The following is a 13716-nucleotide window of genomic DNA, read 5'->3' as shown; positions in this document are numbered from 1 at the left end:
ATTTTATTGGTATTATTCAGTTCAGGAGGCCTTTCAGTGGATCTGGTGCTTGGTATCGATGGCGGCGGCACAAGCTGCAGGGCTGCTCTGGCAACCTCGTCAGGCGAGGTGCTTGGCCGTGGTAAAAGCGGCCCTTCCAACATCATGTCCGATTTCGATGGCGCGAGAAACAATATTCTCGAGGCCACGCGTCTGGCATTCGTGGACGCTGGAAAAGACCCTGCTTTGATCCCGCAAACGACCGCCGTTCTGGGCCTCGCCGGAACCAATGTCGGCGGCTATGGGCAGCGGTTGAAGGATGTTCTTCCTTTCCGCCAAAGCTTCGTCGAAAGCGATGCGCTGATCGCGCTGAATGGCGCGCTTGGCGATCATGACGGCGCAATCGCGATCATCGGCACCGGCTCGATATTCATGTCGCGCAAAAGCGCCAAACTCACCACCATAGGCGGCTGGGGTTTCATGCTGGGCGACCTGGGTGGCGGTGCGCGCATGGGGCGCGATCTGCTTCAGGAAACGCTCATCGTCCATGACGACATTCGGCCGGGTTCGGCACTTTCCAGCGCGGTTATGGAGAAGTTTTCCGGCGATCCGCGCGAAATCGTGAAATTCGGGGCAGCTTCCAAACCTTCCGATTTCGGAACATTCGCGCCGATGGTTTTCGACTATATCGACAAGGGTGACGCGGTGGCCGTCCGCGTTCTGGCGCGCGCCGTTTCGGATATCGAGGAGGCGCTCGACGTTTTGAAGCTCGATGCGGATGATCGTCTTTGTCTGCTCGGCGGCCTCGCACAGCTTTTCACGCCGCATCTTTCGGAGCGTTATCGCAAGATCGTTCACCCGCCGCTGCAGGATGCGCTGGGCGGCGCGGTCATGATGGCGGTGCGCGCGCTTGGCCAAAAGGAGCCGGCGGGTCATGTCTGATGCTGCCGAGCGGATATTTTCGAGCGTAAAGGATGCGCCGCTCAAAGGCGCGCCGCTCTATCTCCAGCTCAAGCGCAGCATCGAGGATGCCGTCACCAGCGGCGTGATCGGGCCGGGCGACGCACTGCCTTCCGAGCGCGACATCGCAATTAAAGCGGACGTCTCGCGGGTAACGGTGCGCAAGGCCGTTCAGGATCTGGTGAAGGGCGGCATTCTTGTTCAGCGCCATGGCTCCGGCACTTTCGTCGCGCCGCGCGTCGAACGCGTCGAGCAATCCCTGTCGCGTTTGACTTCGTTCACTGAAGACATGGCGCGGCGCGGCATGGAGGTGCATTCGCGATGGCTGGATCGCGGCATCTTCCCGCCATCGCCGGACGAAATGATGGTGCTGGGGCTTTCGTCCAAAGAGATGGTTGCGCGTATCAGCCGCCTGCGCATTGCAAACGGCATGCCCCTGGCAATCGAGCGCGCCGCAATCTCGGCCAGCATTCTGCCTGATCCGGCAGCGATCGGCCTTTCACTTTATGCGGCTTTGGGACAGACCGGAAACCATCCGGTGCGCGCCGTGCAACGTATATCGGCAGCCAATCTTGGCGAGGCCGATGCAAAACTTCTTCAGGTTCCAGCGGGTTCGGCGGGGCTGAATATCGAGCGCATTTCCTATCTCGAAAGCGGCCGGGTGATCGAGTTTACGCGCTCGGTCTATCGCGGCGATACCTATGATTTCGTCGCGGAATTGCGCCTGACCCGGCCCGAAATCAGCGCAGGAGACCGCAATTGACTGAAACAACGCATATGCGCCGCGAAATCGTCGAAATTCCCGATGCAGTCGCGCGCTTGCTGGACGGTTCGGGTGACGTAATTGCCACTGCGGGCCGCGCCATCAATGCGCTCGATCCGAATTTTATCGTCACCGTTGCGCGCGGCTCGTCCGATCATGCGGCGACGTTTTTGAAATACGCCATCGAGTTGACCGCGGGGCTGGCAGTGGCTTCGGTCGGGCCGTCCGTTGCCTCGATCTACAAGGCGAAATTGAAGCTGAACGGCTCGGCCTGCCTGGCAATTTCGCAATCAGGTAAAAGCCCCGACATCGTTGCGATGGCGCAGATGGCGCGAAAGGCCGGAGCACTGACGATAGCACTTACCAATACGGCAGATTCGCCGCTGGCTGCCGCTTCCGACCATGCAATCGACATTCTGGCAGGCACCGAAAAGAGCGTTGCGGCGACCAAGACATTCGTCAATTCGGCGGTTGCCGGCCTGCTGCTCATGGCGCATTGCACGAATGACGAGCCGTTGCTCGCCGCACTTCGCGAGTTGCCGGGGCATTTTCGCAAGGCAGTGGATTGCGACTGGATGGAAATTGCAGGCGTGCTTTCGGGCAACCCTTCGCTGTTCATTCTCGGACGCGGACCGTCGGTCGCGATTGCCAATGAAGCGGCTCTGAAATTCAAAGAGACCTGCGGCATGCATGCGGAGGCCTACAGCGCCGCCGAAGTTATGCATGGCCCGCTGGCCCTCATTCATCCGGGCTTCCCCGTTCTGGCACTCACCGCGCGCGACGCATCCGAGGCGTCGCTGGTCGATACCGCCGATCGCCTGGCCGAGAAGGGCGCGTCGATTTATGCGACATCGGCTCTTAGCCAAAAGGCGGCAAAGCTTCCCTTCGCACCGACCGGCCATCCTTTGACCGACCCGCTGTCGTTGATCGTTTCCTTCTATGCCTTCGTGGAGGCGTTTGCGCGTCACAGGGGGCTGAACCCCGACGAGCCGCGCAACCTCAGAAAAGTGACCGAAACCGTATGAGCGATCTCTACGCCATAAGGGCCGCGCGCATTTTTGACGGCGAAAGCTGGCACGACGATGCAGCCTTGATCGTGCGCGGCGGAACGGTCGAAGGCGTGGTACCTGAAGGCGCTTTGCCGGGCGATATCACGACAGTTTCCGCGCAGGCAGATATGCTTGTGCCGGGCTTTGTCGACCTTCAGGTCAATGGTGGTGGCGGCGTGATGCTGAACGACCACCCGGACGTCGAGACGATCAGAACGATATGCGCCGCGCATGCGCCATTCGGAACGACGGCACTGCTGCCGACCCTGATCACCGATACGCGCGAGATAGTGCGGGCCGCGCTGAATGCCGGAGCAGAAGCGGCACGGCTGGACGTGCCGGGTTTTCTCGGCCTTCATCTTGAGGGGCCGCATCTTTCGCTTGCCCGCAAAGGCGCGCACGATCCGGCCTTGATCCGCCCGATGGAGGCCGACGATCTGGCCTCGGTCGTCGCGGGCCGCAAGGCGATGCCGGTTCTTTTGACGACGGTCGCGCCGGAATCCGTTTCGACGGAGCAGATCAAGGCGCTTGCCGAGGCGGGTGTCGTGGTCAGTCTCGGCCATTCCGATACAGGCTATGAGCGCGCCGCGCAGTATGCCGCGGCGGGCGCATCGATGACCACGCATCTGTTCAACGCCATGAGCCAGATCGGCAATCGCGAACCGGGTCTCGTCGGTGCGGCGATCGATGTCGGCGCGTTGTCCGCCGGTCTCATCGCGGATGGTATTCACGTCGATCCGGCGACGATGGTGATTGCGCTGCGCGCCAAGAATGGGCCGGGCCGTATTTTCCTCGTCACCGATGCGATGGCGACCATCGGAACGGACATGAAATCCTTCACGCTGAACGGGCGCACGGTCTATCGCGAAAACGGCCGCCTGACACTGGCCGACGGCACGCTGGCAGGTGCCGATCTCGACATGGTCTCGGCGGTCCGTTTCATGCATGAGCGCATTGGGCTCGAACTCGGCGAGGCGCTTCGCATGGCCTCGCTCTATCCGGCTGAGAGCGTTGGGCAAGCCGACAGGCTTGGGCGGTTCACCGCTGGAGCGGCGGCGAATATCGTTGCGCTGTCCGCCGATCTGGTCGTGCGAAAGGTCTGGATTGACGGCGCGCCTGTTTTTGAGGCTTAGCTGCGCGCTTTGTCGCCCGCCGTGCGGATTGCCGCGATGTTGGCGCGGTAGGCGTCTTCGTTCCCACCCTTGAAGACTGCGGCGCCTGCGACCAGCACATCGGCTCCGGCTGCGGTAACGAGCGGTGCGGTTTCGGGCGAAACACCGCCATCGATCTCGATAAGGATAGGGCGGCTGCCGATCATCGCCTTGATGCGCTTCACCTTCTCGACGACTGCCGGAATGAAAGCCTGTCCGCCGAAGCCCGGATTGACGGTCATCAGCAGAACGAGATCGAGCCGGTCCAGCACATATTCGATCACGCTTTCGGGCGTCGAAGGGTTCAGCGAAACGCCGGCCTTCTTGCCCAGATTGCGGATGGTCTGGAGCGAGCGGTCGAGATGCGGACCGGCTTCGGCATGCACGGTAATGTAGTCGCAGCCTGCGTCGGCGAATGCCGCGAGATAAGGGTCGGCTGGCGCGATCATCAGATGGCAGTCGAAAATCTTGTCGGTGCGGTTGCGGATCGCCTTGATGACGGGCGGGCCAAAAGTGATGTTCGGCACGAAATGCCCGTCCATCACGTCCAGATGAATCCAGTCCGCACCCGCCGCCGCCACGGCCTCGACCTCGTCACCGAGTTTCGAGAAGTCCGCCGATAGAACCGACGGCGCAATCAATGTTTTTCCGCTCATGGCATTGGCTCCGTAAATCTTTCGGTTCGCCTAACGGTCTTGGCGGGGGTTGTCGATAGCGGGGGTGCTTCGTGCTGTGAAAATCGCACACTTTACCATCGCCACGCCCGCAATTGCGTCTGGCCATTGTCAAGAACCGGGAAGCGGGGCGCTTGGCCGTGCCTTCCTAGTGTAAGTAATTATGTGGCGCGACGTCCGCACCCCGCCGTTCGGAGCTCGAGAAGCCAAATCGTTGGCTTCTCGCCCGCTGCGCGGACCGCTCCTCACCTGCTATCCGGTCGGTCGGGCACAATGTTTCTGCATTCAATAGTGCAGGAAAACATCGCGGTTTCTCCGCACGCTTTGGGATGTTTCATCGACAGGGTTTGTCACTTCCTGCCATGAACGCATCTTCAACGCGCCGACCTGTCCCGGCCCTCCGCTATGGCTCCGGGCGTTCGACATTCAAAAAGCCAAATCGTTGGCTTTTTGCCGACCTATGGTCGGACATGCCTCACCCCTCGGGTCTCACGACTACCGCAGTCGCAAATAGGAGGTCACCGCTGTCTGAACCGATACCCGGTGCGCACCGGCTTCCCGCTCAGACAGTGGGGAGATGATAGGAGTGTGGAAAAGGGGGTGAATAAAAAACATGAAATTGGAGTTTTTTATCCACGCGCTGTTGTTTAAAGGAATCGCGAGGCGCCCCCCTCTGTCCTGCCGGACCCTGCCCTTCGCTATGGCTCCGGGCGTTCGTCATTCGAAAAGCCAAATCGTTGGCTTTTCGTCCGCTGCGCGGACCATTCCTCACCCCACAGGTGGGGAGATTGGCTGACACAACTCTCTCCGCTTTCATTCTGCAGCGTTCAGTAATTAGTGCCGAGCGTTCATGATGGGGTAATCTCCCCACTTGTGGGGGAGATGTCCGGCAGGACAGAGGGGGGCGCTGTCCCGCCGGCTTATCTATCTAAAGCGAAGGGCTCTAGCTTTCCAAAGTCACGCTGCGCTCTGTCTTTGCAATCGCCCAGCGCGACCAGAGGAACGCGGCGATGAAGAAGATGCTCATGATGAGCACGATGGTAGGTGCAGGCGCGCTGTCGATGAAGAAGCTGATATAGACGCCGAGGAAAGAGGCGACCACGGCGATTGCGACCGAGAGCGGGAGCATGCGGTCGAAGCGGTTGGTCAACAGATAGGCGATGGCGCCCGGTGCAATGAGCATGGCGATTGCGAGGATGATGCCGACTGCTTTAAGTGCGCCGACAATGGTCAACGACAGGATAGTGAGCAGGCCGTAATGCAGCAGGCGCACCGGCAGTCCGATGGCGCGGGCGTGTTGCGGGTCGAAGGAATGCAGCAGCAGATCGCGGCGAAAAATCCAGACCGCACCGGTCGAGATCGCGGCGATGATGCCGCTTTCGAGAACGTCGCGCCAGCTAATGCCCAGAATGTCGCCGAACAATATGTGGTCGAGGTGAATGTCCGACTGGATCTTCGTGTAAAGCACGATGCCCAGCCCGAACATGCCCGAAAACACGACGCCCATGACCGTGTCTTCCTTGATGCGGCTGTTTTCCTTGAGAAAGCCGGTTGCCAGTGCGCAGACCATACCCGCACCGAAAGCGCCGATGGCGAGCGGCAGACCGGCAATATAGGCCAGCACGACGCCCGGAAGCACGGCATGGCTGATCGCGTCGCCCATCAGCGACCAGCCTTTCAGGACGAGGAAGGACGACAGCAGCGCCATCGGTATCGCAACCAGAATGGAGATGACGAAGGCTTCCCGCATGAAGGGGAAGGCGAAAGGTTGGATGAGAGTTTCGATCATAGGCCCGCCTCCAAGGCTTCGCGCGTACGGCGACGCGCGGCGAGCATTCCATGTTTTGGTGCGAAGACGAAGGCTGTGAGGAAGATCAGCGTTTGCAGGCAGACGATGATGCCACCCGTTGCGCCGTCGAGAAAGTAGCTCGCATAGGCGCCGACGAAGCTTGTGACGCTGCCGATCAGAACGCTGACGCCGATCAGGCGCGGGAAGCGGTCGCAGAGAAGATAGGCTGTGGCGCCGGGCGTCACCACCATGGCGATGACGAGAAACGCGCCGACCGTTTGCAGGGCTGCGACCGTCGATGCGCTGAGCAGCGTGAAGAAAAGCACCTTCATATGGTCGGGGTTGATGCCGATGGAGCGGGCGTGGTTTTCATCGAAAAAGCTGACCATCAAATCCTTCCATTTTATCAGAAGGACGACAAGCGATACGCCGGCAATGAGCACTAGCTGAAGCGTGTCTTCTGGCGTCACCGCCAGGATGTTGCCGAGCACGATCGTCTGGATGTTCACCGAGGCTGGCGACAGCGAGATCATGAACAGGCCAAGGCCGAAGAAGGACGTGAAGATCAGCCCGATGATGGCGTCTTCCTTGAGCTTCGTGCGCTGGTTGAGAAACAGCATCGCGCCTGCGGCCAGACCGCCGGAGATGAATGCGCCGAAGGCAAACGGGAAGCCCAGCATGTAGGCCCCGGCGACGCCTGGAACGATGGAGTGTGAAAGCGCATCGCCGATGAGCGACCAGCCTTTCAGCATCAGATAGGCCGAGAGGAAGGCGCAGACGGCACCAACAAGCGCGCTGACCCACATCGCATTGACCATGTAGCCATAGGTGAATGGCTCGGTGAGCAGCGTTATCATTTTACGTTTTCCGGCTTGCGGTCGTCGCCGTCGCCATAGATGACGAATGGATGCTCGTCGTCGGTCAAAACGGTGACCTTGCGCTTGTCGTCATCGTCGTGGAGGTCAGCACCGCCCAGCGTGAACTGGCGCAGCACGCCGCCGAATGCTTTTTCGAGGTTCTCGCGGGTGAACACGTCTTCGGTTTTCCCCGCCGCAAGCACAGTACGATTGATGAGAACCGCGCGGTCGCAGAAGCGCGGAACACTGCCGAGATTATGCGTGGAAACCAGCATGACGCGGCCTTCGTCGCGCAGCGATTGCAGGAGCGTGATGATCGCTTCCTCGGTGCGCACATCGACACCGGTGAAAGGCTCGTCGAGCAGGATGATACGGCCGTTCTGGGCAAGTGCGCGGGCAAGGAAAACGCGCTTCTTCTGGCCGCCGGACAATTCGCCGATCTGGCGCTTGCGATAGGCGCTCATGCCGACGCGCTCGAGTGCGGCGTCAACGGCTTCGCGGTCCGCCGCGCGCGCCACGCGCATGAAATTCATGTGGCCGTAGCGGCCCATCATGACGACGTCTTCGACGAGAACCGGGAAGTTCCAATCGACATCCTCGCTTTGCGGGACATAGGCGACGGCGTTTTCCTTGAGCGCCACGGCGGCAGGCTTGCCCAGAATGGAAACGGAGCCCTTGCCGAGCGGCACGAACCCCATGATCGCCTTGAACAATGTCGACTTGCCGCTGCCATTGACGCCGACAAGCGCCGTAATCGTGCCGCGCGGTATCGCAAAACTCGCGTCGCGAAGCGCCGTATGGCCATTGCGATAAGTGACGTTTATATGCTCGACGCGCAGCCCCTCGGACTGCGCGTCGGTTTCCCTGGCCTGGCTTAGAATGTTCATTCCGATAGACCATCCACGATTGTCTTTGCAGTTACGCTGAGCAGGTCGAGATAGGTGGGCACCGGGCCGCTTTCGGAGCTGAGCGAGTCCACATAAAGCACGCCACCATATTTCGCGCCGGTTTCGCGGGCGACCTGTTTTGCCGGGTCGGGAGAAATCGTGCTTTCGCTGAAGACGACCGGGATTTTGTGCTCACGCACCGCATCGATGACCTTGCGAACCTGCTGCGGCGTACCTTGCTGGTCGGCATTGATCGGCCAGAGGTAAAGCTCCTTTAGGCCGAAATCGCGCGCCAGATAGGAGAACGCACCCTCGCTGGTGACGAGCCAGCGTCGATCCTCGGGGATCGCTTCGATTTCCGCGCGGATCGGCACGAAGGTCGCCTTGATCTTTTCGGAATAGGCGGCGGCGTTCTTCGCGTAGATTTCAGCGTTGGCCGGGTCCTGCTCGGCGAATGCCTTGCGGATGTTTTCGACATAGATCAGCGCCGCATCAGGCGACATCCATGCGTGCGGGTTCGGCTTGCCGGTGTAGGGGCCTTCGGCGATGCCCATCGGCTCGACGCCTTCCGAGACGACAGCGCTCGGCACGTCGCTCAGATTGGAAAAGAACTTCTCGAACCACAATTCGAGATTGAGACCATTCCAGAGAATGAGCTTTGCATTCTGCGCCTTGATCATGTCGCCCGGCGTCGGCTGGTAATTGTGAATCTCGGCATCCGGCTTGGTGATGGATTCGACGTCGGCGGCTTCACCGGCGACGTTGCGGGCCATATCGGCAATGACGGTGAATGTCGTCACGACCTTCATTTTCTCTTCCGCCTGGCTCGCGGCCGGGAAGAGCGTCATGCCGGTCAGGGCGAGAGAAGCGAAGAGCGCAGGCAGAAGTCTCAATGGTTTTTCCTTGATGGTTTTCTTGGGGTTTTACGGATGTGCGGAATTCTCATCCCTAGAGCTAGGGCAGCGCTCGCAACTTGTCAATGCAATTGCAAATCGTTTGCAAGAAGAAAATCCATCCACGGTTTTCTGCCCCGGCAATCTTTGCAACTGGGTGTCATCTGGCGCATAGTGGTGCCATGGCAAAGACGGTGAATAGAAACCCTGATTACGAGAAAATGCTGCGGGGCGCGGGCGTGCGCATCACGCGGCCGCGTCGTATTATTCTCGGCATTCTGGGTGAAACGGGATCGCATCCCGATGCCCTCGAAATCTTCCAGCGCGCGGTGGCGATCGACAATTCGATCTCGCTATCGACGGTTTATCGCACGATGAAGCTGCTGGAGGGCATGGGCGCGATACACAGGCACGCTTTCGAGGGCGGGCCTTCGCGTTTCGAGCAGGCGGATGGCGATCATCACGATCATCTGATCGACCTAGACACCGGTGATGTCATAGAATTCCATTCGGACCGCATCGAGGCCCTGCAGGACGAGATAGCCAGGGAACTCGGCTATGATATCGTCCATCACAGATTGGAACTCTACGGACGCAAGCGCCGCGCGGGTTAGTTTAAAACAAAGCGATTTCAACATAACAGCCAGCCGTTTCCGGCTGACCGAAACAAACTGCAAAGGAATAGCGTGATGGAAAAAGCCGATATCGGCCTCATCGGTCTGGGCGTCATGGGCTCCAACCTCGCCCTGAACATCGCGGAAAAAGGACACCGCATCGCGGTCTATAACCGTACGCCGGAAAAGACGGACGCTTTCGTTGCCAGTGCGGGCGAATTGCGCGACCGGATCATTCCGTGCAAGTCGCTGGAGGAACTGGCCGAGGCAATCCGCCCGCCGCGCCCGGTCATCATCATGGTTCTGGCAGGCCAGCCGGTCGATGAACAGATCGAACATCTGCGCGGCGTCCTGTCGGACGGTGACATCATGATCGATGCGGGCAATGCGAATTTCCGCGACACGGTGCGCCGTTTTGCCGAACTCGAAAATTCCGGCCTGACCTTTATCGGCATGGGCGTTTCGGGCGGTGAAGAAGGCGCGCGTCACGGACCCTCCATCATGGTTGGCGGCACAAAGGAAGCCTATGCCCGCGTCGAGGATGTGCTGACCGCGATCTCCGCGAAATATGAGGGCGAGGCATGTTCTGCCTGGCTGGGCACGGATGGTGCCGGGCATTTCGTCAAGACGATCCACAACGGTATCGAATATGGCGACATGCAGATGATCGCCGAAGTCTACGGCATCTTGCGTGACGGGCTCGGCATGGCGCCGAAGGACATCGGCAAAGTGTTCGGTGAGTGGAACAAGGGCAGGCTGAATTCCTACCTGATCGAAATCACCGCGGAAGTGCTTGCAGCCGACGATCCGAAAACCGGCAAGCCTGTCGTCGATATCATTCTCGACCGCGCGGGCCAGAAAGGCACCGGCAAATGGTCGGCGATCGAGGCGCAGACGCTGGGCGTTCCAGCAACCACGATCGAGGCCGCCGTTTCCGCGCGCGTGCTTTCATCCATGAAAGACCAGCGACTGGCTGCCGAAAAAGCCTATGGCAAGCCGGATGTCACCGCACTTTCGAAAGACAGGGATGCGGTGCTTGCCGATCTCGAACTGGCGCTTTTTGCTGGCAAGATCGCCGCATATGCACAGGGCTTTGCGGTTATGGATGCGGCATCGAAAGAATTCGGCTGGAACCTGCCCTTGCCGACCGTCGCCAAGATCTGGCGCGCAGGCTGCATCATTCGTTCGCAGTTTCTCGGCACGCTGGCCGACGCTTTCGGCGGCGCGCCAGTGGCAAATCTCCTGATGGCTCCGGCCTTCGTCGAGATGATGAGCGAAGCGCATCCGGCGCTGCGCCGCATCGTGGCGAAAGCTTCGGAAGCCGGATTGCCGGTGCCAGCCCTTGCCTCCGCCCTCGCCTATTTCGACAGCTACCGTCAGGGCCGCGGCACGTCCGATCTCATTCAGGGACAGCGCGACTTCTTCGGCGCGCATGGTTTTGAGCGGATCGACGGACCCGGCGCATTCCACGGACCTTGGGGAAGCAACGCCTGACCGGATAATTCCTTGCCCCGCACGATGTTCGCGAAAATCTGGTAGGACCAGTTGACTGTTGGCCTTTCTCGGTCGAATGTTGTGCGGGGAGAGGCGCCGGATGCCCGGCGTGGAGAAAATTGAAACGAACGTCTCTGAGACGTCATTTCTAAACCGGGAGGACATTGCGAATGTCTAAGACGATCAAGGGGCCTGCGATTTTCCTTGCGCAGTTTGCCGGGGATGTTGCCCCGTTCAATTCGCTGAAAAGCATCACGAAATGGGCAGGCGACCTCGGCTATAAGGGTGTCCAGATTCCGACATGGGACGGGCGTCTGTTCGATCTGAAAAAGGCCGCATCGTCGAAGACCTATTGCGACGAGGTGAAAGGCATTTGCGCTGACGCAGGTGTCGAGGTGACGGAGCTTTCGACCCATCTTCAGGGCCAGCTCGTCGCGGTCCACCCGGCTTACGATGCGCAGTTCGACGGTTTCGCGCCCGCAAAGGTGCATAACAATCCCAAGGCCCGCCAGAAATGGGCGGTCGAGCAGCTTCGCTGGGGCGCGAAGGCCTCGAAGAATTTCGGCCTGAAAGCCTCGGTCACATTCAGCGGCGCACTGGCATTTCCTTATCTTTATCCCTGGCCGCAGCGCCCGGCAGGCTTGATCGAGGAGGCCTTCGCCGAACTCGGCAAGCGCTGGTCGCCCATTCTCGACGCCTATGAGGATGCCGGTGTCGATCTCTGCTACGAAATCCATCCGGGCGAGGATATTTTCGACGGCGTGACCTTCGAAATGTTCCTTGATGCGGTGAAGGGGCACAAGCGCTGCAACATCAATTACGACCCGTCGCATTTCCTGTTGCAGCAGCTCGACTATCTGGCCTTCATCGACATTTATCACGAACGCATCAAGGCGTTTCACGTCAAGGATGCCGAGTTCAATCCCGATGGCAGGCAGGGCGTCTATTCCGGCTATCAGGGCTGGCTGAACCGCGCGGGCCGCTTCCGTTCGCTGGGCGACGGGCAGGTCGATTTCTCCGGTATTTTCTCGAAGCTTTCCGGCTATGATTACGATAGCTGGGCGGTGCTCGAATGGGAATGCTGCCTCAAGCACCCCGAAGATGGTGCAGCCGAAGGCGCTCCCTTCATCCAGAGCCACATCATCCGTGTCACCGAAAAAGCGTTCGACGATTTCGCCAGCGGCACGACCGACAAGAAACTGCTCCGCTCCATGATGGGCATCTGAGGGAGAATCGGCATGGCGATAGAGGGACGCAGTGAAAAGGCAAACCGGCCGATAAGGCTTGGCATGGTCGGCGGCGGGCAGGGCGCATTCATCGGCGCGGTGCACCGCATAGCAGCCCGGATAGACAATGAGTTCGTGCTGGTCGCGGGCGCATTGTCGTCCGACCCGGCGCGCGCAAAAGCTTCCGGGGCCGAGCTGGGTCTCGACCCGGAGCGCAGCTACGCCTCGTTTCAGGAAATGGCCAAGGCAGAAGCGGCAAGGCCCGATGGCATCGAAGTCGTCTCGATCGTCACGCCGAACCACATGCATTATCCGGCGGCCAAGGCTTTTCTCGAAGCTGGCATCCATGTGATTTCCGACAAGCCGCTGACCTCCAATCTGGCCGATGCGAAGAAGCTTGCTGCCCTTGTCGAAAAGACCGGCAAGGTTTTCGTGCTGACGCATAATTACACCGGCTATCCGATGATCCGGCAGGCGCGCGAGATGATCGCCAAAGGCCAGCTCGGCGACATTCGCGTCGTGCAGGCCGAATATCCGCAGGATTGGCTGACCGAGAAGGTCGAGGATACGGGTTCGAAACAGGCGTCATGGCGCGTCGATCCGAAACAGTCCGGCGTCGGCGGCTCGACGGGCGACATAGGCACCCACGCCTATAATCTCGCCCGCTTCGTAACGGGTCTGGAACTGGACAGCCTTTCGGCCGATCTCGATTCCTTCGTCAAAGGCCGCGCGCTGGACGACAATGCCCACGTGATGCTGCGCTTCAAGGGCGGCGCGAAGGGCATGCTCTGGGCAAGTCAGGTCGCGCCCGGCAATGAAAACGGGCTGAAACTGCGCGTTTACGGCATCAAGGGCGGGCTGGAATGGACGCAGGCTGACCCGAACTATCTCTGGTACACGCCGTTCGGCCAGCCGAAGCAGTTGATCACCCGCAACGGTGCGGGCGCCGGACCTGCTGCGGCGCGTGTCAGCCGCGTGCCACCCGGCCACCCTGAAGGCTATCTCGAAGGCTTTGCCAATATCTATGCGGAAGCCGCGCGCGCAATTCGCGCTGCACGCCGCAAAGGCGGCAAGCCGGCAAAGGACGTTGTCTACCCGACCGTCAAGGACGGGGTCGAAGGCGTCGCCTTTGTCGAGGCCTGCGTGAAATCGTCGAAAAAGAACGCCGCCTGGACGAAGCTTTAGAGCGTTTCCTGTTTTGACGGAATCGCGAGGCGCCCCCCTCTGTCCTGCCGGACATCTCCCCCACAGGTGGGGCATTGTTTACATCCGACTGTTTTTGGATTCTTCTGCTGCCTATCATGTGATTTGGTGGGGAGAAAAAGGATGGACTGTCCAAATTGCCAGAGCCAGGATTTGCGCAAGACCGGTCGCAAGGAC

At 60.0% G+C, this 13716-nt stretch carries 13 protein-coding genes; 8 read left to right on the top strand and 5 right to left on the bottom strand.

Translation table 11 applies throughout. The annotated features are described in order from the left end of the window. Positions 1 to 36 precede the first annotated feature (36 nt). Genes ABFT80_RS00065 through nagA form a run of 4 tightly spaced genes read left to right on the top strand, consistent with a single transcriptional unit; the run spans position 37 to position 3884 of the window. On the top strand, positions 37 to 921 hold the full coding sequence (locus ABFT80_RS00065; RefSeq protein WP_347969821.1) for an N-acetylglucosamine kinase: 885 nt from the start codon (positions 37 to 39) through the stop codon (positions 919 to 921). Further along, on the top strand, positions 914 to 1702 hold the full coding sequence (locus ABFT80_RS00060; RefSeq protein ID WP_347969820.1) for a GntR family transcriptional regulator: 789 nt from the start codon (positions 914 to 916) through the stop codon (positions 1700 to 1702). The genes ABFT80_RS00065 and ABFT80_RS00060 overlap by 8 nt, the downstream gene beginning before the upstream one ends. A 14-nt stretch (positions 1703 to 1716) precedes the next feature. Continuing rightward, complete coding sequence (locus ABFT80_RS00055) at positions 1717 to 2727, top strand: SIS domain-containing protein (RefSeq protein ID WP_347970792.1); 1011 nt, start codon at positions 1717 to 1719, stop codon at positions 2725 to 2727. Further along, a complete protein-coding gene (gene nagA, locus ABFT80_RS00050; RefSeq protein ID WP_347969819.1) occupies positions 2724 to 3884 on the top strand; it encodes an N-acetylglucosamine-6-phosphate deacetylase in 1161 nt (386 codons plus the stop codon). The genes ABFT80_RS00055 and nagA overlap by 4 nt, the downstream gene beginning before the upstream one ends. On the opposite strand, the gene rpe is transcribed toward nagA, so the two are convergent. The 5 genes from rpe to ABFT80_RS00025 form a co-directional block, all read right to left on the bottom strand. Further along, positions 3881 to 4558 carry a ribulose-phosphate 3-epimerase gene (rpe, locus tag ABFT80_RS00045; protein WP_347969818.1) on the bottom strand — a complete coding sequence of 226 codons (678 nt, stop codon included), beginning with the start codon at positions 4556 to 4558 and terminating at the stop codon, positions 3881 to 3883. The genes nagA and rpe overlap by 4 nt on opposite strands. Before the next feature lie 961 nt (positions 4559 to 5519). Further along, on the bottom strand, positions 5520 to 6365 hold the full coding sequence (locus ABFT80_RS00040; protein WP_347969817.1) for a metal ABC transporter permease: 846 nt from the start codon (positions 6363 to 6365) through the stop codon (positions 5520 to 5522). Then, positions 6362 to 7222 carry a metal ABC transporter permease gene (locus tag ABFT80_RS00035; RefSeq protein ID WP_347969816.1) on the bottom strand — a complete coding sequence of 287 codons (861 nt, stop codon included), beginning with the start codon at positions 7220 to 7222 and terminating at the stop codon, positions 6362 to 6364. The genes ABFT80_RS00040 and ABFT80_RS00035 overlap by 4 nt, the downstream gene beginning before the upstream one ends. After that, a complete protein-coding gene (locus ABFT80_RS00030) occupies positions 7219 to 8109 on the bottom strand; it encodes a manganese/iron ABC transporter ATP-binding protein (RefSeq protein ID WP_347969815.1) in 891 nt (296 codons plus the stop codon). Before ABFT80_RS00030 ends, ABFT80_RS00035 begins: the two co-directional genes overlap by 4 nt. Then, positions 8106 to 8957, bottom strand: coding sequence for a metal ABC transporter substrate-binding protein (locus ABFT80_RS00025; protein ID WP_347970791.1), 852 nt, complete (start codon positions 8955 to 8957; stop codon positions 8106 to 8108). Before ABFT80_RS00025 ends, ABFT80_RS00030 begins: the two co-directional genes overlap by 4 nt. Before the next feature lie 227 nt (positions 8958 to 9184). Here ABFT80_RS00025 and ABFT80_RS00020 point away from each other — a divergent pair, with 227 nt between their 5' ends. From ABFT80_RS00020 to ABFT80_RS00005, 4 genes are all read left to right on the top strand, one after another. Beyond that, the gene (locus ABFT80_RS00020) at positions 9185 to 9616 is read left to right on the top strand and encodes a Fur family transcriptional regulator (RefSeq protein WP_347969814.1); all 432 of its coding nucleotides are present in this window, start codon (positions 9185 to 9187) and stop codon (positions 9614 to 9616) included. Positions 9617 to 9691: 75 nt separating this feature from the next. Further along, complete coding sequence (gene gndA, locus ABFT80_RS00015; protein WP_347969813.1) at positions 9692 to 11110, top strand: NADP-dependent phosphogluconate dehydrogenase; 1419 nt, start codon at positions 9692 to 9694, stop codon at positions 11108 to 11110. Positions 11111 to 11280: 170 nt separating this feature from the next. Next, positions 11281 to 12336: a sugar phosphate isomerase/epimerase family protein gene (locus ABFT80_RS00010; protein ID WP_347969812.1), complete on the top strand. Its 1056-nt coding sequence runs from the start codon at positions 11281 to 11283 to the stop codon at positions 12334 to 12336. 12 nt (positions 12337 to 12348) lie between these two features. After that, positions 12349 to 13521 carry a Gfo/Idh/MocA family protein gene (locus ABFT80_RS00005; RefSeq protein WP_347969811.1) on the top strand — a complete coding sequence of 391 codons (1173 nt, stop codon included), beginning with the start codon at positions 12349 to 12351 and terminating at the stop codon, positions 13519 to 13521. Positions 13522 to 13716 lie beyond the last annotated feature (195 nt).

It is taken from the genome of Foliimonas ilicis (genome assembly GCF_039939195.1).
Taxonomy (GTDB): Bacteria; Pseudomonadota; Alphaproteobacteria; order Rhizobiales; family Rhizobiaceae; genus Foliimonas; species Foliimonas ilicis.
The sequence above is the reverse complement of the archived record's forward strand: the minus strand, read 5'-3'. Positions and strand labels throughout refer to the sequence as shown.

Bases quoted from the DNA above. Each gene is read 5' to 3' on its own strand.
- ABFT80_RS00010 (WP_347969812.1), top strand. From the start codon at position 11,281: ATGTCTAAGACGATCAAGGGGCCTGCGATTTTCCTTGCGCAGTTTGCC.
- ABFT80_RS00030 (WP_347969815.1), bottom strand. From the start codon at position 8,109: ATGAACATTCTAAGCCAGGCCAGGGAAACCGACGCGCAGTCCGAGGGG.
- ABFT80_RS00005 (WP_347969811.1), top strand. From the start codon at position 12,349: ATGGCGATAGAGGGACGCAGTGAAAAGGCAAACCGGCCGATAAGGCTT.
- ABFT80_RS00020 (WP_347969814.1), top strand. From the start codon at position 9,185: ATGGCAAAGACGGTGAATAGAAACCCTGATTACGAGAAAATGCTGCGG.
- ABFT80_RS00060 (WP_347969820.1), top strand. From the start codon at position 914: ATGTCTGATGCTGCCGAGCGGATATTTTCGAGCGTAAAGGATGCGCCG.
- ABFT80_RS00025 (WP_347970791.1), bottom strand. From the start codon at position 8,957: ATGACGCTCTTCCCGGCCGCGAGCCAGGCGGAAGAGAAAATGAAGGTC.
- nagA (WP_347969819.1), top strand. From the start codon at position 2,724: ATGAGCGATCTCTACGCCATAAGGGCCGCGCGCATTTTTGACGGCGAA.
- rpe (WP_347969818.1), bottom strand. From the start codon at position 4,558: ATGAGCGGAAAAACATTGATTGCGCCGTCGGTTCTATCGGCGGACTTC.
- gndA (WP_347969813.1), top strand. From the start codon at position 9,692: ATGGAAAAAGCCGATATCGGCCTCATCGGTCTGGGCGTCATGGGCTCC.
- ABFT80_RS00040 (WP_347969817.1), bottom strand. From the start codon at position 6,365: ATGATCGAAACTCTCATCCAACCTTTCGCCTTCCCCTTCATGCGGGAA.
- ABFT80_RS00035 (WP_347969816.1), bottom strand. From the start codon at position 7,222: ATGATAACGCTGCTCACCGAGCCATTCACCTATGGCTACATGGTCAAT.
- ABFT80_RS00055 (WP_347970792.1), top strand. From the start codon at position 1,717: ATGCGCCGCGAAATCGTCGAAATTCCCGATGCAGTCGCGCGCTTGCTG.